The sequence below is a fragment of the Brevibacterium sp. RIT 803 genome, from assembly GCF_016892625.1.
GTDB lineage: Bacteria > Actinomycetota > Actinomycetes > Actinomycetales > Brevibacteriaceae > Brevibacterium.
On record NZ_JAFEMW010000001.1, the window covers coordinates 1,412,651 to 1,435,328 of the forward strand.

A 22,678-nucleotide genomic window follows, 5' to 3' on the forward strand; every position below is an offset into this window, starting at 1 on the left:
TGCTCTCTCCAGTGCTCAGACGCCTATGTCGCCGAGGTAGCCCAGCACCCGAGCGCGTGTGACTGCCGCTTCCCGTCCACTGACTCCGAGCTTCCGGTAGAGCGAGGAGAGGTTGTTCTTCACCGTCCCCTGCACGAGCAGCAGGTCGTGGGCGATCTCGGCGACGCTGGACCCCCGGTCGAGCTTTTCAAGCAGAGTCATCTCTCTGCGTCCGAGCATCGGGAAGTCGACCAGCCCGACCACAGCCTCACCGAGGCTGCTGAGCTTGTCCATGCAGACGGCGAGGGATTCGCTGTCGAAAGAGCGACGGCTCACTGAATGGGCCAACGGGGCGAGAACCTCAGTGATCTTCTGCCAGATCGGCTCCTCGGCGCTCATCCGCATAAGCTCCTGCCTCACGTCCAAAGGCACCTGCACGATCGGCATCACCGTGCCCACCAGTGCGGAGAGCTCCAACAGCTCCACAAACGACAGATGCGCCGCTTCCCGATCTCCGATGCGCAGGAGCGCAGCAGCTTTGATCCCCGTCAGTTCGGCTCGGTTACGGGTGTCGACGTGGTTCTCGTAGTACTGTGCCTCCGCAATGCGGATCGCAGCTTCATTGCGTCCTGCCACCAACTCGCTTCGCGCAAACAGCACCTGGCTGACCCCCAGGATGCCGGGCAGCTTCTCCAACAGGATTTCGGCCCGATGCAGCTGGCCGAGGCTGATGAGCATACCGATGCGCGAGGCCATGAGCATCTCGGATGCACCGCCTGTCGCGCAGACTCCATGAGCGTGCATGTCGATGGACTCCTCTGACCGCAGCAGAGTCGACCGTGAGCGCGCCACCAGCTGCGAGAGCATCCTTTCGATGATCGGCATGTGAAACCACAGGTCGCCCATCTCCGCGTAGTCGCGCATCCGGCGCACCGTTTCCTCCGCCGCACCCAGATCCAGCTTATCGAGGCTGCGATAGGCCTCGACGATGAGAGCGGCGGGCCGGAAGGTCTGTTCCTGCACGTACGGTGGAGCGTCGAGACGAGCGAATTCGACGATCTCCGTGTCGGCACGTTCATGGTCACCGGCGAGGTACGAGGCCAGGGCCGTCCAAGCCGTGACAGCGGGAGAGAGGAAGTCCCCGACCACGCTGTCCTCCTTCACCTCGTCCTCGATCGACCTCAGCAGAGCCAGTGCGCGCCCCGGCGCACAGGCGAGCACGCTGTGGATCGATGCATGCAGGCGAACGATTCGGCGCGGACGTCGCGCCGCTCCGCCGGCGACCCAAGCTGCGCCCGCCTCGGCCGCGGCATGATGCGCGCCTGCAGCGCCGAGGCGGGCCATCTCACCCATCACTGCGTGGAAATGCGATGGTGCCCCTGCATCTCCGAGCAGCACTCGCGCCGCGAACTGACCGACCGAATTGCCCTCTGCCTCCAGGTCACCAAGCAGCGCTCCCGGTGCTGTCAGTCGAGCAACGTGCTCGCGAACAAGCTGGCTCGAGGGAACCTCTGATCCGGCATCGAGCAGCGCTTCCTGCACCATAGTGGCCACTGCGGTGACCTCTCTCAGCTCCGGGACGGCACGCAGCGCCGTCGCTGGCAGTTGGGCGAATGCCGCCACGCTGGAGCGATGGTGGCGATAGAAGAGCGGATATCCGCAGGCGAGGAAGATGCGGTCGAGCAGTTCCCAGGCGCGTACCCTCCGCGCCAGCACGACGGCGTTGTCCACCAGCAGAGAGTCGGGAGAGCTGGCCAATTCGAGCTGCGCGGTGAACGCTTCCGCCAATGACTTCTCGACTGTCGCAGAGATACCTTCCATCGCCTCCTCGATCAGGCTCTTCCGGGCCCACGCTGCGATCAGCAGGGGCACGAACCAGTGAGTCTCCTCCGATCCGGCCGTCACTGCGCCGGACATCTGCAGGCGCAGCAGCACGGTCGGTACATCCGCCCAGGCAGGATCCGTCCAGGCCTCGGCCGACACTTCGAATGCAACCCGGGCGACGCCTTCGTCGAATCCGTCGAGCAGGGAGAGCACCTCGAGCGCATGCTGGTCAGACGTCGAGAGCGGAAGCGAGAAGTCATCTGTCTGCGAGACGACGAAGTCCGCCAGCCCGGCTGACCCCAGCAGCTCGTCCAGACTCCGCCCGGTGGTCTGAGCTGCCGACACGGCGACACCGGCAAATGACTCCCAGCCTCCGCTGGCGGTGTGGATGATCAGCGCCGCGTCTTCATCGAGATTGAATTGTGCCTGCAGCTGGACAGCTGTGAGCTTCTTCGCTGCCTGGTCGATCATCGGTGGCTGTCTTCCGCTTCGAAGCCGTAGTCGGCGACGGTGTCATCGGCGATCGCCTGTTTCAACTTCTCGAGGCCGCCGTGGTCGGCGGTCAGTCGCGCTCCATCGTCGTCAGGGACGATCGGGACTTCTGTCGGAGCGGTGACGAAGTCGAAATCGCCCTCGCTGATCCCCTCGAGCTGGGATACCAGTTTGACCAGCGTGCTGGCGTTGAGTCCGGAGTCCACGGTGAGGGACGGGCTGAGCACTCGGACCAGTTCAGCCATCTTCAGCGGGTCGAACTCATAGTCCGCAGACAACAGCTGAGTACCGACTGCACGGATGAATTCCTGTTGATTGTGGATTCGCTGCAGGTCTCCGTTCGGGAATGCTGTGCGTTCGGATATGAAGGCGAGCGCAGCTGCGCCGTTAAGCGTGTTGGAACCGACCCTGAACTCATGGTCACCGGATTCGAACGCCGTCGACGACTCGACCTCCACCCCTCCGACGAGCTCGGTCAGATCGCTGAGACCAGTGAGATCGATGACCGCAACATGGTCGACGGTGATGGCAAGGAACTCGGATACCGTCTGCACGGCCAGCGGCAGACCCCCGATCTCAGCAGAGGATTCGACCGTGCCCTGCCCGTGTCCGGGTACCGGCACCCAGGTGTCATTCGGGATGGAGACGAGCTGGACCCCGCTGCGGTCGGCGGGAATATGGACGACCATGATCATGTCCGTCGGGAATCCTGTGGCGTCAGTCGTGGCTGTGGCGGCGGTGGAGTCCGGGGCAGGTTCCGGAGCGTTGGTGCCGAGGAGGAGAATGTCGGTCGCCGCCGGCCCAGCGCTCTTGTCCTGCTGCTTCGATGCCTCCAGCTGCTTCGCCAGAGCAGGACTGTCCGACTTCGCAGTCCCCGCGTCCCATGACAAGCCCAGATACCCTGTGTACACGCCGGCACCCGCGCCGACGAGGAGGAGGGCGACGACAGTGAGGCCCGCCACAATGATGATCCTCTGCTTCTTCATACTCCGACCACCTCATCGATGAGGGCCGCGATTTCCGCGACCACTAGTCTCCGGTCCTCCACAGGAAGATCCGTACTGGACGGCAGCGCAAGCCCCGTCCGGAACAGCTCCTCTGCGCGCCCTGTGATGTAACGCCGGTCGCAGCCTTTGTGGACGGGCTGCAGGTGCATCGGCTTGAAAACGGGGCGAGTCTCGACTCCGCGGCGCAGCAGGGATTCGCTCACCGACCAGGCATCGGTGCCGGATTCGGCCCCGACGATGAGCACGCTCATCCAACAGTTGCCGTCTGCGGCGTCGAGGACTCGCATCCCTCTGACTCCATTCAATGATTCGTCATAAGCCCGGTAGTGGGAGCGTTTGATCGCCAAGATCTCCTCGAGCCTCTCGAGCTGGGCCAGACCGAGTGCCGCGAGAAGGTTGGACAATCGGTAGTTGTACCCCACCTCGGTGTGCTCATAGTGCACCACAGGCTGCCGCGCCTGGGTCGAGAGGTAGCGGACCCGTTCCGCAGTTTCAGGATCAGAGCAGAGGACTGCGCCGCCCGAGGAAGTGGTGATGATCTTATTGCCGTTGAATGACAGTGCGGCAACCTCACCGAACGATCCGGCCGGAGCCCCGCCGAGGTTGGCACCCAAAGACTCCGCGGCATCGGAGATGACGACGGCGCCATAGGCTGCCGCGATCTGCCCGATTCGCAGGTAGTCCGCAGGGCGCCCATAGAGATCGACGGGCATCACAGCACGGATCGGACTCCTTGTGGCGAGGGAATCGACACAGGCAGCCTCGAGCGCTTCGACCTCCATCAGACCTGCGTCGTCGCAGTCGATGAACACCGGTTCGGCGCCGACGTAGTGGAGGGCATTGACCGTCGCGGCAAAGGTGAGCGTCGACACCGCCACGCGGTCTCCGCGACCGATCCCCTGCGCCAGCAGCGCCAGGTGCAGAGCCGCGGTTCCAGAACTCACTGCCACTGCATGTGTGCGGCCCGTGACGGTGGCCAAACGCGATTCGAACTCATCGAGCTGAGGCCCGGCCGGAGCCACCCAGCCGGATCGCAGGGCGGCGACTACCGCTCTTTCTTCCTTCGCCCCCACTGATGGAAGGCACAGGGGAATACGCATCGCCATCATGACCAGCTCGTCCCGGCGAGGTCGAGCTTGCCCGTTGTCTGACTGACCCCGGTTACTTCGACGGCAGGCATCTCAGCGAGAACCTCGACGGCTGTCAGTGCGGCAACCGCGCCGTCCACGACCTCCAGATAGCAGTCCCGGATGTTCTCGAGAGTGGCCCCTGGGGTGGGAACGTCCGCCGGATCCAATGGTGCGACTTCTACCGTCCACGACACCCCGTTGGCCGAAGTTCGTTCGATTTCGTCGGGAGAGAACAGCTCTTCGTGCAGTTTCTCCCCCGCGCGCAGGCCGGTGTAGACGATGGGACAGGACCGCCCCGTCAGTGCCATCACTCGTGTCGCCAGATCGACGATGCGGACAGGTTTGCCCATGTCGAGTACCTGTGTCTGGCCGCTGCCGCCCAGCGCTGCGGCCCGCAGCACCAGGAGGCAGGCTTCGGGAATGGTCATGAAGAACCGTGTGACGTCCGGATGTGTCACGGTCAGCGGTCCGCCGCGACGGATCTGATCGGCAAAGGAGATGAGCACCGAGCCACGTGAGCCGAGGACATTTCCGAAGCGCACCGACACATAAGGAAGGCCCGTTGCAGCCGCATAGTAGGCGGTGAAGCGTTCTGCGACGAACTTCGACCGTCCCAACTCGCTGCTGGGATTCGCTGCCTTATCCGTGGAGATGTTGACGAATCGGCCGACACCGTGTTTCCGGGCCGCACGCAGAACATTCAACGAACCGTGCACATTGGTCTTCCACCCTTCAGCGGGATAGCTTTCGAGCATCGGAAGATGCTTGAGCGCAGCCGCATGGATGACGATGTCCGGCTTGTGCTTGGCGAAGGCGTGATCCAGGGCCTGCGGATCACGGATATCGGCGAGGACGAGATCAGGAGAATCCATCAGCGCTCGGCCTTCGAGACTCATACACAGCGCGTGCAGCTCAGACTCATCGCGATCGAGCATGATCAGTCGACTCGGGCCGTGCCTCGAGATGATCCTGCACAGCTCAGAACCGATAGAGCCGCCGGCACCGGTGACAAGGACGGTACGGCCCTCGACGAGATGAGAGATCTGATCACTCTCGGGTTCGATGGCGGGTCTGCCGATGAGGTCTGTGACGTCGAGGTCGCGGATATCGGAGAGCCCGATGTCCGATGAGAGCATGTCCAAGGGCGAGGGCACCGCCCGCACCCAGGTCGTCTCCGGTTCCAGGCGCTGGACCAGTGAAGCGAACACCTGCGCCGGTGCATCGGCGATGCCGACGATGACTCCGGCGGCATGCGAAGCGGCAACCACCTCGGCGACGGAAGATGTGGTGCCGCGGACAGGAACACCGTGGATGAGCTGCCGAGCCTTAGTCGGGTCATCGTCGATGATGGCCACGGGACGGTAGGGGCTGAGCGGATCTGCCATCATCTGCGAGACCAGCGAAGCACCGAGGTCACCGGCACCGACGATGATGACCGGCTCGCCGGCCACTGGCACGAGTCGCAGCTGTTGGAGGACTCGGACGAGCTGCCTGACGAAGACCATGAGACCTTGGGCGAAGAGCAGAGCCAGAAGCAGCCAGGGGATGTCCTCCCGGTATTCCGGCACTGCTCCCATCACGGCGGTGCCCGTGAAGAGGATGGCCGCGACTACGCCCTGATTGCGCAGTTCGCGGTCGGAGCCGAGCTGATACCGGTTCCGATATAGCGAGAGCAGGTAGCCCAAACCGAGCTGCCCGATGACGAGTGTCGGCAGCAGGAGAAGAAACTCGCCGCCCCAGACCCGACCGAAGAGGGAGACAACGAGGAACCACGAAACGATCAGTGCTGACCCGTCGAGACAAGCCAGGCCGAGAGCACTGGAGTAGGGCCGGCGACGAGGACTGTCACCGGCGGATGGCAAGGGGGCTGGGAGATCATTCATTGTTTTCACGAGGCCCAGGATTGCCCAGTCATCGCACAGCCGATAGGGGGTTACCTCCGGACAGCCGCGTGTCATTACTCTGTCATGATCAGGTCATCACTGGCTCCCGATACTCAGTCACCCGCTATGACCTGGAACTCGTGGATCAATCCCTCTCTGATCGCGCCTCAGACACTCGACCGCCCCGAGATTCCGCCTTCGACGGTTGACCGCACGGAGTCTGCGGATGACCGTAGACCGCGGTGATCTCGACGGTTTCACGTCCCGCGTGCTCCTATTCTGAGAGCGTCAGCGAGAGCACAGATCAGGGACGGTGAAGCAGCGTGAGGATCGGCATATTAGCCAGCACCGGTGGGATGTTGGATTCCTTCTTCATCGAGATCGCACAATCATGGCGATCGTATGGGCACGCCGTCAGCTTCGCCGCCGGATCACCGATGGTCTCGGACCAGGCGACTCTGATCCCCGGGCTCTCCCGTCGTCCCGACCCGAGGACGTTGCGAGCCCTGGCCGGCCTGCGGCAGTGGTCGGAGGGCGAGGCTCTCGATGTCATCGTCACGAACTCGGCAACCGCCTCGGCGCTGGTGAGACTTGCCGGGACGAGAGCACCTGTCGTCTATTTCTGTCACGGGCTGCACTGGAACGATCTCCGTTCGATCGGGGACCGCGTGTGGCCGGTCATCGAGCGCATGCTCCTGCCGCGCACCGCAGGCGTCATCTCGCTCAATTCGGACGACCAGGCATGGTTCGCTGGCCGCATTGAGAGCCGCCGTCGGCTGCATCTGTCGGCCGGGGTCGGTCTCGACCTGGCTCGATACCCCGTCCGAGACCTACCAGGCGGGCCTCTGCGACTGTGCTGGATCGGGGAGTTCTCCCCTCGCAAACGTCCGCATCTGGCTCTGGACACAGCGGCCGAACTGCAACGGCGAGGAATCGACTTCCACCTCGAGATGCTCGGCGAGGGAGTCTTTCGCGCACAGATCCAGGCCGAGATCTCTGACCGGGGACTGTCGGGATGCGTCACTGCGGATGGCCCGGGTGACGCGGCCGCTGTGCTCACGGACAGTCACGCTCTGGTGCACACCGCGCAGTGGGAGGGTCTGCCCCGAGTCATGTTGGAGAGCTTGGCGATCGGCCGAGGCAGCTATGCATTCGACGTCAAGGGTGTGCGTGACATTCCTCTGGCTCAACTGAGCGTCGACGGCGACGCAGTGCAGCTGGCCACCCTGATCGCCTCTGACTGGGAATCGGGACGACTGCGCCGCCCACTGGACTTCGACCGAGACCTCCTCGACTACTCACATGGCGCCGATGGGATCCGGCAGTTCCTGCCCAGTTTCATCCACACCGTTTCCTCGAGGTCGAATCGGCGGAGAGAACCTCATGTCGAATGATGCTCTGATATCCGTCATCATCCCCGTCCACAACGGCGAGAGGTACCTGCAGGACTGCCTGTGGTCGGTACTCACCCAGTGCCACGAACATCTTGAGCTCATCGTCGTCGACGACGGTTCTACCGACGGCACTCCGAAGATCCTTGAGGATTTCAGCTCCCGGGACCCGCGGATCATTCGTCTTCAGACCGATCATGCCGGGGCCGCGGAGGCTCGCAATGCAGCGCTGGCGAAGGCGCGGGGCGAATGGATCATGTTCGTCGACGCCGACGACCAGCTCCTCAGCCCTTGTCTGCTCGAAGCGATAGCCGACTGCTCGGATTCCGCCCTCGACGTGGTCACCTTCGAGACCAGCAGCAACTCCGCCGACATCGCTGATGCCGACGACGCTGCGCTCCTCGCGCGGCACAGGTGCATCGCCGGCGAAACTCGCCTGACGCAGCCGAGGCGGGTTCTCGATCCGTCCTATCTGGTCCCGAAGATCATCGACGAATCGTTCAATACGGTGTGGAACAAGGCTTATCGTCGTGCAGCTGTGGCCCGGTCAGGGGCGCGATTCCCTGGCGGGATCCACCTCGGCGAAGATCTGCTGTTCAATCTCTCCTTCGCCCGTGCACCTGCAATCGGGAGCCATCTTCCCCTGCTGGGCTACTACTACCGGCGAGACAATTTCGCCTCGGTGACCACACGGTTCGTCCCTGGAAAACACGATGAGCTGATGCTCGTCAACGACTCTCTGCAGCAATTCGCCTCGGACCTGAGCTCGCCCGAGCTGTTCGCCGCGGCCGGATATATCCGAGCCAAGAATGCGGTGTCCTCGATCAGGGACCTCCACCACCGGCAGTGTTCTCTCCCCCTGCGAGAGAAGCTGGCGGCGGCCAAGACCTATCGGGGCGCGGCAACACGGGTGGCCAGTCGCGGTCTGAGACCCGTTCAGCTGATGTTCGGCACCGTCTACAATGTGCTCGATCATCGAGTGCTGTTCCTCCTCACCGGGTTCCTCGCCGCGGCGAACCGGCGGGCCATTCGCTGAAGGGACACATGCCGGCGATGCCCCGCACCGACGCAGGTCTCAGGGGCTGAGCAGCCTGCCCGCCATCAGGTGTTGAGCAGCTTGTCCATCGCGCCGATGTACTGACTCCAGCCGAGGAAGGCGACCATGAGCCCGACACTTCCCAGTCCCTGTCTCCACCCCTTCAGACAGAGCACCGGGACCGTCACGATCAGCGGCACGATCGACCAGGAATAGGCCGCGACCCTGTCGCTGTAGTAGACGAACCCCAATGCCAGGTAGTACGTATTGAGGATGACGAAGGCATGGAACAGCGGTCGGTACCAGGCAGGCAGACCATCGATCGTCCTCAGCACGATATAGCCCATCACCAGGACGCAGAGGCCGAGAATCCAGAAGTCCGGCCTGTTCGTCCCGCCGGTGTACAGATCGGCGTTCTCAGGATCGGTGTAGGTTTCGAGTGCCTCCGACCCGGAAGCGAACGGCGCCAACAAGGTCGCGTTGAGTCCCGTGAGGAACAGAAGAGAGAACACCGCCCATACTCCCACGAGGAAGTTGGTGGAGGACTTCGGAAGAAAGCGGATGCCGAGGAGAAGCAGCGCCGCAGGGATCGCCGACCAGTGGAAGAGAGACGCAACGGCCAACCACACGAGCGTCTGCCACAGGCGGGCCTGCCGGCAGATCGAGACCAGAGCGAGCAGAATGAACAGCAGAGACAGTCCCTGACGCAGAAGATAGCTCGAATACCCGGTGAAGAAGCCGAAGCAGAAGGTGATGTAGTAGACGACGGTCATCTGCCATACCGACCGCAGCAGCCAGAGCAGGGCGAGGGCGAGCACGATCGAGCCGAGCAGGGCGATGACGAAGAAGTAGACCTGCGGGTCATGGGTGAAGAGACCGATGAACCAGCCCAGCAGGAGGAAGGCAGGTTCGCGCCCCTCGCTGTCGTAGGTGTAGAAGACCTCGCCGGTGGGCGCGAAGCTGAGGATCTGGAATTCCGTCGAATAGATCGCCTTGTCGGAGATGTCGTAGTTCCCCAGGGCTGCGACGATGGTGTTGATCAGGATCAGCGAAATCAGCGGAAGCAGAGCATTGCTCCAATGCCGCAGCTGTGGGACTCTCCAGCTCAGAACGAGCATGAGAACCCAGACAGTCGTCACCCCGAACCAGATGGCGATCATGATCGCTTCGTGCCGCCGTCGTTGACGATCAGCGGCAGAGAAGCACTCGGGGGCTCGGACTGAATTCCGTAGGTTCGGTTTCGATCGGCCTCCGCCGCTGACAATTCGGACCTGTTGAGCACGAGACCGATCGGAGCGCCCAGTTCATCCAGAGCCCTGACGGATTCTGCGACGGCTCGGGACTTCACCAGTCCGGCGCCCGCGACAAGGAGGGTCCTGCTGGCCAGTCGGGAGAGGACGAGTCCGTCTGCCACAGGCAGCAATGGTGGGCCGTCGAGAATGACGAGGTCGAACCTGCCTGCCAGTGCGGACACCAGTTCGGCCATTGCACGGGTCTCGAGCAGCTCCGCGGGATTGGGCGGAATCTCTCCGGCCGTGAGCACACCGAGGTCATGATCGCCCCAGGTCTGCAGCAGCTCATTCAAGTCGAGGCCTCCGACCAAGGCGGTCGTGAGGCCGGCCGCATTCTCCAATCCCAGACGTGAGGCGACACTCGGTCGTCGCAGGTCGGCATCGACGAGGACGACACGCTGCCCCGCGCGGGCGCTCGCGATGGCCAGATCGAGGCTGAGCGTGGTTTTGCCCTCCCCCGCCTGGGCCGAGGTCACGAGGAGGACGGTGCTCTCCTCGTCGACGTGGGCGAAGCGGAGATTGGTTCGCAGACGAAGAATCGACTCGCCGCGAACTCCTGAGATCGCGGGTCCGCCCTTGGCTGACTCGTGAACGATGGCGCGGTCTTCCGGGACCGCTGCCATCAATGGCGCCGAGGTGATGGCAGCCAGGTCGTCCTTCGTCCGGATTACGTTGTCGAAGGTTCCACGCACAATCGCAATGGCGATGCCTGCCGCCAGACCGAGGAGTGCACCGATGGGCGCGAAGACCCAGTTCGGCAAGCCGTCTGAAGCTTCCGGCACCACCGCCGCATTCGCCTCGATGAGGTCAATGGATGCTGTATCGGTCTTTCCCGGGTTCTCGAGCATTTCGATCCTCTCCGTCAGACTGCGAGCCACTGCAGTCGAAAGACGAGCCGCGCCGTCCGCGTCCTCGGCCTGAGCCTGTACGGTGATGAGCACCGTCTCGGGGTCACTGAATGCTTCGACCTGTCCAGACAGCGCTTCCGCAGTGGTGTCGAGTCCCAAATCTGAGACCACTGGTTCGAGGACGGATTCGCTGCTGACCATGCCCACATAGGTCTGGATGCGTTCCTTGATGAAATCCGAAGCCATGCGCATCTCATAGGGATCGCCTGAGGTGGGTACCGACACGAACAGCTCGGTGCGCGCTGTATACGTCGGCGGGAGCAGGGTCGATACCCCGAATCCGCCCACCCCGCCGACGAGGACGGTGAGGATGAGCAGCACGGTATGCCGGCGGAGGAGGTGGAGAGATTGCTGGAGTTTCATCAGAGATCAGCTTCAGTCGGGCCGGAGAGCCGGCATGAGACGACATCGCAGCTCAGCTCGATGTCCGGGACTCGTACTCGCGCTCTCAGCCTAGTGAGACTTGCTTCGGAAAGGACCCCTTCCCGCCACTGACTACGGTGCACCGCGATGGATGCACGGACTACCGCACATGTCAGTGGCGCATCCGCAATCCGGCAGCGAAGCCGGACAATGAACCGTCGGCGGGGACGATACTGGAGTCCGGCCCTCATCATCCTGAGGTCGCGCCCACAGTCGAGGAGGAACCCCGGTGCACAGCTCCCGATCCTCTTTTGCGTTGGTCACTGTGGGCAATGTCGCGGTTGCCGGCGCCCAGTGGTATCTGGTGTGGCTGTTCGCTCAGCAGAGCGGACCGATCGCCGTCGGCCACTACTCCACGCTGATCGCAATGATGACACCGGTATTCATCGCCACGCAGCTTGGTCTGCGCAACCTCTTCGTCACCCTGCAGCAGACTGTGCGCTGGCGCATCTATCTCGGGTGCCGCCTGTCCACCGCCGGCCTGTCCGTCCTCATCATCACCGGGCTGGTCATCTACGGGCCCGCTCAGATCCATTCTGCTCTCGCTTTTCCGCTGCTGATGATCAAGGTCAGCGATTCGATCGGTGATCTGTTCTATGCCCGGCTGCAGAAGACCGAGCGGCTCTTCGCCTTCGGGCTCATCCTCCTCGGCGTGGCCACGGTCAGCGCAATCACAGTCACCGCGGTGATCCTCACGACCGGTTCAGTCATCACCGCACTGTGGTCGGCAGCCGTGGTGTCTGCCGCAGGCACGGTCGTCACCATCTGGGTGGCCTCGGCAAAACCACCCGAAACGCCCGAAACGATAGATTCACGGACCTCGGTACGCGAGGAGATCCGTGCACTCATTTCGGCAGGGGTCCCGATGTCCCTGATGCAGGGTGTCTATTCGCTCCTGTCGTATGTGCCGCTTGCCGTGGTCGCCTGGTTCGGATCACCCAGCGACGTCGGACGCTACGCTTCGGCCGCCTACCTCGTCGTCTTCGCCAATCTGGTGGGTGCGTCGATCGAGACGGTCGTCCTCCCTGCCTTTCGCACCATCCACGACGCCGACGGACCTATTGTGCTGCGACGGCGAGTGAAGCGGCTGTGCGCGATCGCTCTGACCAGCCTTGTCCCCTTTGTCGTGCTCGCACTGCTCATCGGACCGTGGCTGCTGTCGACCATCTACGGTGCCGACTTCGTCCTCTCCCGCGAAGCCGTGCTCTTCCTCTCCCTGGCGGCGCTCTGCACCTTGCCGACCTATCTGGCATCGGCGAACCTGCTTGTCCTCAACCGCTATTGGGCAACCTTCTTCGTCGGCGCAGCTGCGATCGGCGCTGTCCTCGCAAGCGGTGGGATCGCCGGCGTGGCCGGAATGTCGGCCGTGGAGTCAGGTTGCCTCGCGGTGTTCGTCGGCTCGCTGACACGGCTGCTGGGCGAGTTCTACAGTTCCCGGCCCCGCCCTGAGTCATCGCCGGTTACCCTGTGATTGAGTCCAGACGGTGTGATTGAGTCCAAGACGGTCAGTGCCGAAGAGAACGGGCACCGCTTCAGGCTTCGCCGAGGCTGCTGTTCCGGTACTCCCAGTCGACCATCTCGTACACGCCCGGGAGCATCTGGTCGTTCATCACTGGGCTGAGTAGGTCCCAATCATCGTGCGGATCGACCACATCGTCGAAGTCCGGTCCACCGGGAGCCGGCATGCGGGAACGCTGTGCCAGAGCGACCAGGTTCTCCCAGCGCTGCCGAGTCGTCAGATCTTCGCTCGTCGAGAGGGACCGAATGATGCGGGCGAACTCCCGCAGTGTGAAGGTTCGTCTGAGCGCGCGCGGCTCAAGAGTCACCACTTGGCTCCGGTGCCACCGATCCATTGCGATCACCAGATCTGCGTTCGTGACATGAACAGGCTGCAGACGTTTGGCGCGAAATTCGCTGAGGTCGAATCCCCAGTCTGCCGCCAGAGACTGCACATCGTCGGTCACCTCGCCCCCCGCCGCTCCCTCGGTGCCCGCGCTGTCGAGGGCGAACCGACCGGGGGCGACTTCGTCGAGCCCCTGTTGGAGCAGTCCAGCGGCCAGCGGCGAACGGAAGAGATTTCCGGTGCAGACGACGAGGATTCTGAAACGGTCGCGACGGCCGGCCTCGGCAGACCGGACGGTCGGGCCTGTCAGTGGGTCGGGCGCTGGGTCACTCCTGATCGTCACTGCTCCGCAGTCCGCTCTCCGGCCCCGGTTGTCGTGGTGGCATCGGCTGTTCCTGCAGCCGACTGATCCAATTCGCCAGTCGGTCGATCGGAACGAGCGGTGAGGCGTCCGGATCCCCCGGTGCGCAGTGCTCTTCGCCGAGTCCGGCTTCCGGGCCAGACTCGAGGTGTGCGCGTGGACTGCTCGGCGCTGAGCTCTCCCGGCAGCCATCCGATCGGCTCCATGCCTTTGGCGAGGGCTGGCTCTTCTCCACTGCCTGTTCTGACGTGACCGGACGTGGGTGGCAGATCGGCAGACGACTGGCGCGCCGAATAGGTCTTCGCATATCCGGTCAGGTCGGCATGTCCCAGCGGGACCTTGTTGACGACGAGGCTGAGCGGAGTCTCGACCACGGACAGATCGTTCAGTGCTTCCTCCAGCTCGTTGCGTGATGTCTCATTCACCGCGATGACGTGGATGATCCGACCGGCTATCTTGGCCAACAGAAGACCGTCTGCAACAGGAAGCACAGGAGGGCAGTCGAGGATGACAGTGTCGAAATCATTGCGCAGGACCATCATCAGTTTGGACATCGACCTCGAGTCAATGAGTTCCACCGGATTGGACACCCTGTCGCCGGCGGTCAGCACGTACAGCTCGTCTTGTCCCCACGGCTGCAGCAGATCGTGAACATCTGCGGTTCCCAGCAGTGCGGTCGTCAGCCCTGCCGAGTTCTCGAGACCGAGCCTGTCGGCAACGGCGGGCTGGCGCAGGTCGACATCAACAAGAACCACTCTCTGCCCGGACTGTGCCAGCGAGATCGCCAGATTCACGCTGATTGATGTCTTCCCTTCGGAGGGCACCGATGAGGTGACCTCGATGACGTTGTTCGAGTCTTCGACTCGAGCGAATCGCAAGTTGGCTCGCAGGCGACGAATTGCCTCGGCATAGGGAGAGTCCTGATGGATGGCTGTCGGCTCCGGATGCGCTGAAGACTCGGTGCGCACTGGCACCGAGGCGAGGATCGGCGCGGCGGTCACCTCGCGAACACCTGTGATATCGCGGATCTTGGAGTCCACTGCGGAGCGGAACAGTGCAATTGCGATGCCGATTGCTGCTCCCAGGAGGATTCCGATTACTGCGCAGAGCCACTGTGCCGGTCCGCTCCCCGTCGAGGGGACGCTCGCATCGTTGGCCACAGCCAACCGGATACCCGATTGTGCTTTGCCATGACGGGATTCGAGATCGGTGATCGCCGTGGTGAGGCTGTCTGCCACCGCCTCCGACACTCGGGCGGCTCCTCCCGGTGTCGTGGCTGTCGCGCTGACTGTGAGCAGCACGGTCCCGTGGTCGGATGAGGCCGACACGTACTCAGCTAACTTCTCGGGACTGATCGTCAGATCCAGATCGCGGATCACAGGCTCAAGCACTAGCCGGGAGTCGGCGAGATCAACATAGGTTCGCAGCCGTTCTTGGACGAATGCAGACGCGATCTGCTTCTGGTCCGGGTTCGACGCCTCTACCGTGGACACAAACAGTTCGGTCCGCGAGGTGTACTCATCGGGGAGCAGAAGGTAGACACCGACACCGCCAAGACCGCCTGCTGCAATCATCACGATCAGCAGGACGATGTTCTTCCGCACAATCCGCAGAAAATCGATGATGCTCATCTCGGGTCCAATCCGGTCTGAAGGGGCACTGCTGCGGTGATATTTGGCCCCAACTGTAGCGTCGGCGACGGCAGAAGGGTCGGTCTCGTCACCGAGCTTGCGGCGTCCCGCAACGACCCTGCGGAGGCGTTCGTCTCCCACAGACTCGCCCCGGTGGACTGCGGCCAGAACCCCGCCCTCATTGCCTGCTGTCGGGGGCACATCCCCGCACTTCCCATTCGCGAATCACATCGATCGCGGAGACGATCTGGGTGTTCATCCGCTCGTATGCCCGCGCCGGGCGATTGTGCGGATCGATGACATCATCATCGTCTGCGTCCCCTGGCGGAGGAATTCGATATCGGGGCGCAAGAGCGACGAGGGACTGCCACCTCCCTGTCGGCGTTGCCAGCTGCTCGGGACGCACGGTAGGAAGGATACGTGCGAACTCGCGCAGGGTGAACGTGGTCCGCAGCGCCCGCGGACTCACCTTCACGACCTGGCGTCTGAGCGCTCTGTCCATGACCAGGATGAGATCGGCTTCGGAGATCATCGCCTCGTCAAGCTGGCTGACGACGAATCCATGCAGACGAATCCCCCGGCGCGATGCCAATCTCAAGACTTCCACCGCAGCTGGACGACCAGACGTGACCTGGGTTCCCGCGCTGCGCACAGTGAACTCACCGGGCGCCTCGATGTCGAGCTCGTGCTGCAGCATCCGTGCTGCCAGAGGGGAACGGCAGATATTGCTCAGACCCACGACGAGTATCCGAAATACTGTGGGCATCACTGCCCAGTCTCCGTTCACAGCTGCGTTCGTCATTGGCTTGCGTCCGCCTTCGGCAGCCTCTGCATTGCCGATTCGCCTCGACCCGCCTCATCCGGCCACAGCCTGCAGACGGCAAGAATCCGGTCTGCTGAAGCAAAGTGTCCGAATTTCGCCTGTTCCTCCGGGTCGGCGATCTCTGTGAACCCGGCTTCGGTCAGCACCGAACGGTCCACGCTGTCGGCGCGCACCGCGCAGACGGCGAAATCGACCTCGGTCGCCCGCGTACGGTTCGTCAGCAGTCTGACGACCTCTCGTCGAATCTCGATGTCGAGATCCTCTTCCGCGCAGTCATCGAATCGGATCAGAAGAGCTCGCTCGCTGATGGCCGAAATTTCGCAGCATCCGATCTCGTGGCCGTCAGAGCTGCTCACTGACCATGTCGTGATGGTCTCTGTCCGACTTCGCTGATCAAACACCACCAGGTCGGATTTCAATGTGCCGCCGAAGTTCTCCGCTGTCACCTCGCCGTCCTGACTGATTCCATCCGCACGCAGCACGATACTGATTGTGCGCATGAGTATGCGCAGATCGAGGCCGAAACTCACCGTATCCACGTATTCGACGTCAAGATCGAATCGGTCGTCCCAGCGCACACGATTGCGTCCGCTGATCTGCGCCATTCCACTCAGCCCTCCACGTACGTGGTGCCGACGACGCTGTTGGTCCGAGTAGTGGGGCAGATAGCGGGTAGGCAATGGCCGCGGGCCGATCAGGCTCATGTCTCCGCACAGCACGTTCCACAGACTCGGCAACTCATCCAGGCTGCTCGACCGCAGCAATCGACCGAAGCGTGTCATCCTCTGACCATCGGACACGAGGCCCCGCTCCGGATCAGGGTTGAGCATACTGCGGAACTTCCACAGCTGGAAGACCCTTTCGCCTTTTGTCACTCTCTCCTGATGGAAGAAGATCGGCGCACCGAGAAAGAGAAGTATCAGGACGCAGACGACGATGAGAACCGGCGAGAGCACGATCAGAGCGACCAGAGCGCCGAGAACATCAAGCACCCTCTTGACGATGTGATATCCGTTCATCTCACTGCTCCCCGGGCCAGTGGGACGGCCCCGACTGGAGCTGGGCCGGGACCCTGGCGGAATGGCTCAAAGCTGAAGCTCGTTTCGGTTGTCACCATGGCAACGCACTCCTCACTGTCTTCTGGTTCTCAGGCTAGGCATGCACGAGGGCTCCGCCACTCGTCTTGCTGCAGTCTTGCGGGACACCGTTGAGTTCCTGCGGTCGTCTTCGCGCTCAGGCCACCGGGAGGCCGGCACCATTCGCCAGCCGGGCGATGAGTCCGGTCCGCGACGTGACCTCCAACTTGCGGTACACAGAGGTCAGCCGAAGTTCCACAGTGCGCAGCGAGACGAATATCCGCAGGGCGATCTCCCGATTCTTCAGTCCTTCCCACACCAGCTCGACGACTGCTCGCTCATCAGCGCTCAAACGTTCCAACAGACTGTTTCGCGCCGGCTCCTCACGAGCCGCTGTACATTCGGGTCGGGCGACGGTGGCCAGGTGGTCCGAACCGACTTCGCGAAAGATCCCCACCGCCAGGCTGGCTCGCTCTGCGGCACCTGCATGAGCACCAGAATCGGCAAGCCGTTCAGCCATCACCAGGAGCGTCACTCCCTTGTCGAACTGGGAGTCCCCAGAACGCCACGAGCCGAGCAGCCTGCCCATGGCTTCGATCCCCGCGTTTTCTGGAAGCAGGAGAATACGTGACCGCTCAAGCGCCAGTTCCGCCCAGCGCGACGGTGCCCTCTCGACTCTGCCGTGGAAGACTCGAACCAGCATTCCCGCGTGCTCACGGCGCCCTGTCGCGATCAGCGCCTCGATGAGATCAGGTTCATAGCGAATGACATTGGGGTTGAGCTCGCTCAGAGCCAGCTCTTCGCAGCGATGCAGATGGCGTACCGCCTCGGCGGCAAGTCCCATGCGCAGCAGGTAGTTGCCCTGCATCGCATTGAGTTCAGCCAGCAGACTGAGGTTCTGGGAGGCCATAGCATGCGCCGTCAGCGCAGCTTCTACCGGCTCCGCATCACTGGCGCGTCCTTGCGCTAGAAGACTCCAGCACCGCAGCAGCAGCTGACGATCCCGCCGGATCATTCCACCGGTGGTGGCCTGAGAGGCACACCTGTCGATGAGCGCGATGGCCAGACCGATTTCGCCTCGGCGAATTGCGATCTCGGCACGCACACACTTCGATTGTGTGTCCCAGATAGTCTCCCGTGTTCCGCGCGCGTCCAGACAGTCCAACGTTGCGAGAGCCGAGCCGTAGTTCTCAGCCGCCATCAGACCCATGGACAGCAGAAGCAGACAGACCGGGTCCCAGACTTCGGTAGTGTCGAGGCCCTGAAAGTCCTCCACGGCACGGGCGTTGTGGCCTCGTCCACATTCGAGCAGAACGTCCAAAGAACGGTGTAAACGCAGCGATCGATCGTCGAAGTGGGCACTCAGGCTGCTTGCATTGTCCAACAGCTCCTGCGCCTCGGCCGTTTCTCTCCTCAGCGCATGGCACAAGGCGATGACCAACTGCAGGTGGGCCACCTGGGCGGGAGCCGCAGCGACTTCGCTGCGACTCCACTGGTTGCGCAGACGCAGCGGGACCGACTGGTGAACAAGGAATTCGGCCCACACACGCAGCGTGCGAGCTCGAACGAGGACACTGACGTCTGTGCTTCGAGTGGCGTAGGTGAGGTAGCGCAGTGCGAAATCGATCTGTCCTCGGTCGATCAGTCGCGCTGCGAGATCATTCAGCTGCGTCGACACCGGTCCGAGCTCCATACTGAGGGCGAGGGCTCGTTCGGCGAACTCGATTCCGGCCCAGTCCCGTCCGTCCGAAACCAGTGCGCAGGCATCGGCGAGCAGCTGACGGGGGGTCTCACCCGTGGCGTCGATGAAGGACCGATGCCAATGGTGAAGTTCGGGATAGCCCTCCTCGCACCTCTGCGCGAGCAGCGAGTGCCCTGCCACCCGCTCGTCGACGCTCAACGTCCGATGTCTGCAGGCACGAGCCAGCTCCTCAGAGAAGCGGCAGTACGCACCGTCTTTTTCGACGGTGCCCCGGAATTCGAGTTCCGAGAACCACTCCTGTGCTTCCCGCGACGCTCCGAGAACTGCGGGCCGCGGAGACAGCGGAGCCAAGGATATGAGGTCGAGCAGCGCATCGGCCTCTTCGCCGAGTCGGTTCTTCGCACCCGAGATCATCGCGTCAGCGTTCGGCTCCATGTGCAAGGGCAAGTCCAGTGCCTGCGATCCCTCCATCTGGTTCGAAGGAAGCCGTTCGAGCAGCTGACGCAGAGCAGACGGCCGACCCGAGGCGGTCCGCACTGCCACAGCGACGACTGCGGCGGCAACGCGTCCGGATGTCAGCTCTTCCGCCAGCTCGCGCATTCGGATCTCGTCCAGGTGTCGCAGCTCCACGCTGGGGACTCCGGCCAGCGGACTGGTCGGAGACAGCGCACCGGTTGTGACTGCGATTGTGAGCCTGTGCCCTGCCATGCGTCGCAGCATGTGACTGAGGACGAGCTGCGAGGGCCGATCCATCTCATCCGCTGCCGGCACGATGACCAGAACACCCTGTTCCGATTCCATGCTGCCGATCAGCCGGGTGACCTCGTCGGCAATCTCCCGAACGGATTCCGGGCTGTCGGAGTTCTCTGCCTTCAGCCGACTCGCGAGCTCCGTGGATTCGAAGCCCCCGAGATTGAGGGTGCGCAGCGAGGCGAGAAGGATCTCCAAGCCCGCATAGGACCGAGAGAATTCCGTCTGGCCGTTGGGAACTCGGATGATCGGGACGGTCGAATCAGCTTCCAACGCCATGAGCATCTCGTCGCCGCCCAGGCCAGGTGGGCTGATGATTGCGGCCGCGCTGTGACGAACGAGCAGGTTGCGCAGCTGATCAAGCTCGCGACGGCGAATCAGAGTATGCATGATGTGTTCCACCCAGTCCCTGAACCATCGTCATTCCTCATCTGCGCACGCAGCGGCATGTTGTTGTCCATGCCCTCATGATTCCCTCGCCGAGAGCTCACAGACAGGTGGTCATGCCCGGACATTTTCCGGTCAGTACTCAGTCACGATGGAGACAGCACTGGTTCCGCTACTCAGACGAATTGAACGGCGGTGATCGCAGGTTCGGCAACGCCTGAGAGCATAATTGCGTTGCCTTGGCCTATTCGGATTGAACGGCCGTGGGCGGCAGTTGCCCGTCTGTCCATATATTGCTCTGAAGGTAGTCCTCGACGTCACCTGCGCGTCGCACCAGCGTCAGGTGATTCTCGTGGAGTACATAGACTGCCGGGGGAAACTCAATGAACGAGGAGCCGTACGACATCGTGTAGGCACCAACTCGTCTGAAGACGATACGGTCTCCCTCGACGAGTTTCGGAGAGTCCTTCAACACCATCAGGCGATCGTCCTCCATGCAGGTGAATCCGGCGATCACCTGCTCGGGATGGCTCGTTCCCAGAGCTGCCTCGGTGTCGATGTCGTAGGCGGGTTTCTTGCGGAAGAGCGGATCGATGTCGGTCCTGCTGGTGTCGGTGATGACGAAGCGCTGTCGCCCGATGTCCTTGGTATCAAGGACTTGCGCATGAAACTCCACCGGGTTGGCGATCACAGATCCCCCTGGTTCGATGACCAGCCGAGTGCGGTTGAGGTCGACGACCGCTTCGAGTTCAGCACGGATGCAGGAGATGTAGTCATCGAACCCCGTGGTGTCGTTGAGACTTCCGAAGAAGCCGCCGCCGATATCGATCCAGTCCAGGTCGAGATCAAGTTTCTCAATGATCTCGGCGGCAACTCCGGCGGCCGCTCGATACACCTGCAGGCTCTTCGTTTGGGAATTCCGATGCATGTGGAGCCCGACGACGCTCGCACCGGCTGCCGACAGTTTCGCGATCGCTGCTTCGAGATCGCCATTGTCGCAGTCGAAACCGAACCGACTCGCCTCTCCGATCAGCGTGCTTTCGCCCGGGCACAGCGCTTCGAGGTCCCAATTGACTCTGAGCCCGACGCGTACGTCCAAGCGGGAGTCCTCCTCGGCCAGCTCCGCCGCCCATCTGACCTCTCGGTTGGAGTCGAGGTTGGTGAGTGAACCATTGCGCAGTGCCGTCCGGAGAACTTCGCGGCTCTTGACCGGGCCGTTGTACACGATCTGCTCCGGCTCGTAGCCGATTGCGCCCACGAGTCTGTATTCGGAGTCGGAGACGACTTCGGCCCAGACTCCGCGTCGTCTCATATAGGTCAGCAGCCAAGGCAACGGGTTCGTCTTCACGGAATACGACATGACGGAATGGGGCCAATGCTTCGCCAACGCGCTCTGAAATCGATCGACCAGAAGATTGAGCGCCGATTCATCGATGACGAAGGCCGGTGTCGGCGGCCCGGTGATCCGTGGATGTTCTGTGGAGGTCATAGCTGCCTTTCCTGTGCGAGTTCGGACGATGCCGTTGATGTCGCTGCTGCACCACCGCGCTCGCTCACCGTCTACGTGTGTTCAACCGAGGTGGATGTGTCGCTGCCCTCGCAGGACCCGTGAGCCGTTACACGAGTCTCCTGATACTTGGCAGAGATGACGCCCGGCTCGTATCGATTCCACCCCACGCCGACTGCGGTTCCGAAGATCTGGCTGACGTAGTAGAGCGGAACATCGGCACCTGCCAGATGGACGAACGGATATCCGCCGCCGAACCGAGGATTGATATCGATCACCGAAGCCCGGCCCTGATCGTCAAGGAACATGTCGACATCGATGAGTCCGGACAATTCGGCAGCACGAGCAATCTTTCCCGAAGCTTCCCGGAACGGCCCGGGGTCAACCGTGACAGCCTTGTCTGTCTCGCCGGCGCGCATCCGCAGCTTGCGACGTGCGAACACCCCGGTGAGAGGACCCGGGTCCAGCAGGCTGGAAACGATGTCAACACCGTATTCGCTGCCCGGCATCCTCGGTTGGACGACGACGTCGTCCCGAGGGTCCGTACGATCAGCACGCGGTGGAACACTCTTCGCAGAATTCACCACAGCCTCGTCGACATCATCTCCAGTCACCACTGCCAATCCTGAAGAGCGACTGCCGAATCGATGCTTCACCACGAATTCGCCGTCCTCCCCCACGTCTTCGAGAAGGCAGGCCAGGTCGCTCCCCTTCACCGTCTTCGGCGTCGGGACGTCAACGTCTTCGAGCATCTGCGCCATCCGGAGTTTGTCGGCGCAGCCGACCTGCCATGCGGCAGACACTCCGGGAACGAAAACGCCACGATCACGCAGTGCATCCGCTAGTCCCGAGTTCACGTGGAGTTGCATCAGCTCGAAGTCGTTCGCTGTCAGGAAGAGCCTCGGCTCGACCTCGTCAACCAGTCGCAGGACCTCATCCCCGTAGGCCGGGTCGGTGTATCTCGGCAGCAATCGGGTCTCGTCACCATAGGACGCGGCAGCGCTCGAGGCATCATTCTCAGCGACGATGATTCGCCCGCTGAGTCCGAGTGTGTCGAATGCGTCGCGAAACCAATCAATGAGATAGAGACGTCGACCTGCTGAGCCGATCACAATCGTCACAGGTGCATCTGTCAATTCGCCCTCCTGAAATCGCCGAGCCGATCAATCGGAATTACCGGACATCTTTCTCGCACCGAAATGCATTGCTGTCACAATGACACGAATATTCACT

The 22,678-nt window shown here is 62.5% G+C and carries 16 protein-coding genes; 3 read left to right on the forward strand and 13 right to left on the reverse strand.

All coding sequences use genetic code 11. The features are described from left to right. Window positions 1–15: 15 nt before the first annotated feature. The 4 genes from JTF07_RS06365 to JTF07_RS06380 are packed head-to-tail and all read right to left on the reverse strand — an operon-like array spanning window position 16 to window position 6,315. The gene (locus tag JTF07_RS06365) at window positions 16–2,274 is read right to left on the reverse strand and encodes a LuxR C-terminal-related transcriptional regulator (protein ID WP_204233389.1); all 2,259 of its coding nucleotides are present in this window, start codon (window positions 2,272–2,274) and stop codon (window positions 16–18) included. After that, window positions 2,271–3,281 (reverse strand): LCP family protein, encoded by a 1,011-nt coding sequence (locus JTF07_RS06370; protein WP_204233390.1) that lies wholly within the window; start codon window positions 3,279–3,281, stop codon window positions 2,271–2,273. The genes JTF07_RS06365 and JTF07_RS06370 overlap by 4 nt, the downstream gene beginning before the upstream one ends. Then, complete coding sequence (locus JTF07_RS06375; RefSeq protein WP_252199344.1) at window positions 3,278–4,411, reverse strand: aminotransferase class I/II-fold pyridoxal phosphate-dependent enzyme; 1,134 nt, start codon at window positions 4,409–4,411, stop codon at window positions 3,278–3,280. The genes JTF07_RS06370 and JTF07_RS06375 overlap by 4 nt, the downstream gene beginning before the upstream one ends. Next, the gene (locus JTF07_RS06380; RefSeq protein ID WP_204233624.1) at window positions 4,408–6,315 is read right to left on the reverse strand and encodes an SDR family NAD(P)-dependent oxidoreductase; all 1,908 of its coding nucleotides are present in this window, start codon (window positions 6,313–6,315) and stop codon (window positions 4,408–4,410) included. The genes JTF07_RS06375 and JTF07_RS06380 overlap by 4 nt, the downstream gene beginning before the upstream one ends. Window positions 6,316–6,638: 323 nt before the next feature. On the opposite strand from JTF07_RS06380, the gene JTF07_RS06385 reads away from it, so the two are divergent. Continuing rightward, window positions 6,639–7,709 (forward strand): glycosyltransferase, encoded by a 1,071-nt coding sequence (locus JTF07_RS06385; protein WP_204233391.1) that lies wholly within the window; start codon window positions 6,639–6,641, stop codon window positions 7,707–7,709. Then, a complete protein-coding gene (locus JTF07_RS06390; protein ID WP_204233392.1) occupies window positions 7,699–8,742 on the forward strand; it encodes a glycosyltransferase family 2 protein in 1,044 nt (347 codons plus the stop codon). Before JTF07_RS06385 ends, JTF07_RS06390 begins: the two co-directional genes overlap by 11 nt. Before the next feature lie 65 nt (window positions 8,743–8,807). On the opposite strand, the gene JTF07_RS06395 is transcribed toward JTF07_RS06390, so the two are convergent. After that, on the reverse strand, window positions 8,808–9,902 hold the full coding sequence (locus JTF07_RS06395) for an EpsG family protein (RefSeq protein WP_204233393.1): 1,095 nt from the start codon (window positions 9,900–9,902) through the stop codon (window positions 8,808–8,810). Beyond that, a complete protein-coding gene (locus JTF07_RS06400; RefSeq protein WP_204233394.1) occupies window positions 9,899–11,305 on the reverse strand; it encodes a tyrosine-protein kinase domain-containing protein in 1,407 nt (468 codons plus the stop codon). Before JTF07_RS06400 ends, JTF07_RS06395 begins: the two co-directional genes overlap by 4 nt. Before the next feature lie 289 nt (window positions 11,306–11,594). Here JTF07_RS06400 and JTF07_RS06405 point away from each other — a divergent pair, with 289 nt between their 5' ends. Beyond that, on the forward strand, window positions 11,595–12,836 hold the full coding sequence (locus JTF07_RS06405) for a lipopolysaccharide biosynthesis protein (protein ID WP_204233395.1): 1,242 nt from the start codon (window positions 11,595–11,597) through the stop codon (window positions 12,834–12,836). Window positions 12,837–12,897: 61 nt separating this feature from the next. Here the strand turns inward: JTF07_RS06405 and JTF07_RS06410 are convergent, their stop codons facing one another. From JTF07_RS06410 to JTF07_RS06440, 7 genes are all read right to left on the reverse strand, one after another. Then, a complete protein-coding gene (locus JTF07_RS06410; protein WP_204233396.1) occupies window positions 12,898–13,551 on the reverse strand; it encodes an arsenate reductase/protein-tyrosine-phosphatase family protein in 654 nt (217 codons plus the stop codon). Further along, window positions 13,548–15,401 carry a tyrosine-protein kinase domain-containing protein gene (locus JTF07_RS06415; RefSeq protein ID WP_204233397.1) on the reverse strand — a complete coding sequence of 618 codons (1,854 nt, stop codon included), beginning with the start codon at window positions 15,399–15,401 and terminating at the stop codon, window positions 13,548–13,550. The genes JTF07_RS06410 and JTF07_RS06415 overlap by 4 nt, the downstream gene beginning before the upstream one ends. Beyond that, on the reverse strand, window positions 15,379–15,966 hold the full coding sequence (locus tag JTF07_RS06420) for an arsenate reductase/protein-tyrosine-phosphatase family protein (RefSeq protein WP_204233398.1): 588 nt from the start codon (window positions 15,964–15,966) through the stop codon (window positions 15,379–15,381). The genes JTF07_RS06415 and JTF07_RS06420 overlap by 23 nt, the downstream gene beginning before the upstream one ends. A gap of 32 nt (window positions 15,967–15,998) precedes the next feature. Further along, window positions 15,999–17,042 (reverse strand): sugar transferase, encoded by a 1,044-nt coding sequence (locus tag JTF07_RS06425; RefSeq protein WP_204233399.1) that lies wholly within the window; start codon window positions 17,040–17,042, stop codon window positions 15,999–16,001. 214 nt (window positions 17,043–17,256) lie between these two features. Next, window positions 17,257–19,941 carry a helix-turn-helix transcriptional regulator gene (locus JTF07_RS06430; RefSeq protein WP_204233400.1) on the reverse strand — a complete coding sequence of 895 codons (2,685 nt, stop codon included), beginning with the start codon at window positions 19,939–19,941 and terminating at the stop codon, window positions 17,257–17,259. A 241-nt stretch (window positions 19,942–20,182) separates the two neighbouring features. Next, entirely contained in the window at window positions 20,183–21,427 is a 1,245-nt protein-coding gene (locus tag JTF07_RS06435) for a type III PLP-dependent enzyme domain-containing protein (protein ID WP_204233401.1), read from the reverse strand. A 71-nt stretch (window positions 21,428–21,498) separates the two neighbouring features. Beyond that, on the reverse strand, window positions 21,499–22,581 hold the full coding sequence (locus JTF07_RS06440; RefSeq protein WP_204233402.1) for an ATP-grasp domain-containing protein: 1,083 nt from the start codon (window positions 22,579–22,581) through the stop codon (window positions 21,499–21,501). Window positions 22,582–22,678 lie beyond the last annotated feature (97 nt).

What these genes read in the sequence shown, in the direction of transcription:
- JTF07_RS06365 (WP_204233389.1), bottom strand. Translation starts at nt 2,274, where the DNA reads ATGATCGACCAGGCAGCGAAGAAGCTCACAGCTGTCCAGCTGCAGGCA.
- JTF07_RS06370 (WP_204233390.1), bottom strand. Translation starts at nt 3,281, where the DNA reads ATGAAGAAGCAGAGGATCATCATTGTGGCGGGCCTCACTGTCGTCGCC.
- JTF07_RS06375 (WP_252199344.1), bottom strand. Translation starts at nt 4,411, where the DNA reads ATGATGGCGATGCGTATTCCCCTGTGCCTTCCATCAGTGGGGGCGAAG.
- JTF07_RS06380 (WP_204233624.1), bottom strand. Translation starts at nt 6,315, where the DNA reads ATGAATGATCTCCCAGCCCCCTTGCCATCCGCCGGTGACAGTCCTCGT.
- JTF07_RS06390 (WP_204233392.1), top strand. Translation starts at nt 7,699, where the DNA reads ATGTCGAATGATGCTCTGATATCCGTCATCATCCCCGTCCACAACGGC.
- JTF07_RS06395 (WP_204233393.1), bottom strand. Translation starts at nt 9,902, where the DNA reads ATGATCGCCATCTGGTTCGGGGTGACGACTGTCTGGGTTCTCATGCTC.
- JTF07_RS06400 (WP_204233394.1), bottom strand. Translation starts at nt 11,305, where the DNA reads ATGAAACTCCAGCAATCTCTCCACCTCCTCCGCCGGCATACCGTGCTG.
- JTF07_RS06420 (WP_204233398.1), bottom strand. Translation starts at nt 15,966, where the DNA reads ATGCCCACAGTATTTCGGATACTCGTCGTGGGTCTGAGCAATATCTGC.
- JTF07_RS06425 (WP_204233399.1), bottom strand. Translation starts at nt 17,042, where the DNA reads ATGAACGGATATCACATCGTCAAGAGGGTGCTTGATGTTCTCGGCGCT.
- JTF07_RS06430 (WP_204233400.1), bottom strand. Translation starts at nt 19,941, where the DNA reads ATGCATACTCTGATTCGCCGTCGCGAGCTTGATCAGCTGCGCAACCTG.
- JTF07_RS06435 (WP_204233401.1), bottom strand. Translation starts at nt 21,427, where the DNA reads ATGACCTCCACAGAACATCCACGGATCACCGGGCCGCCGACACCGGCC.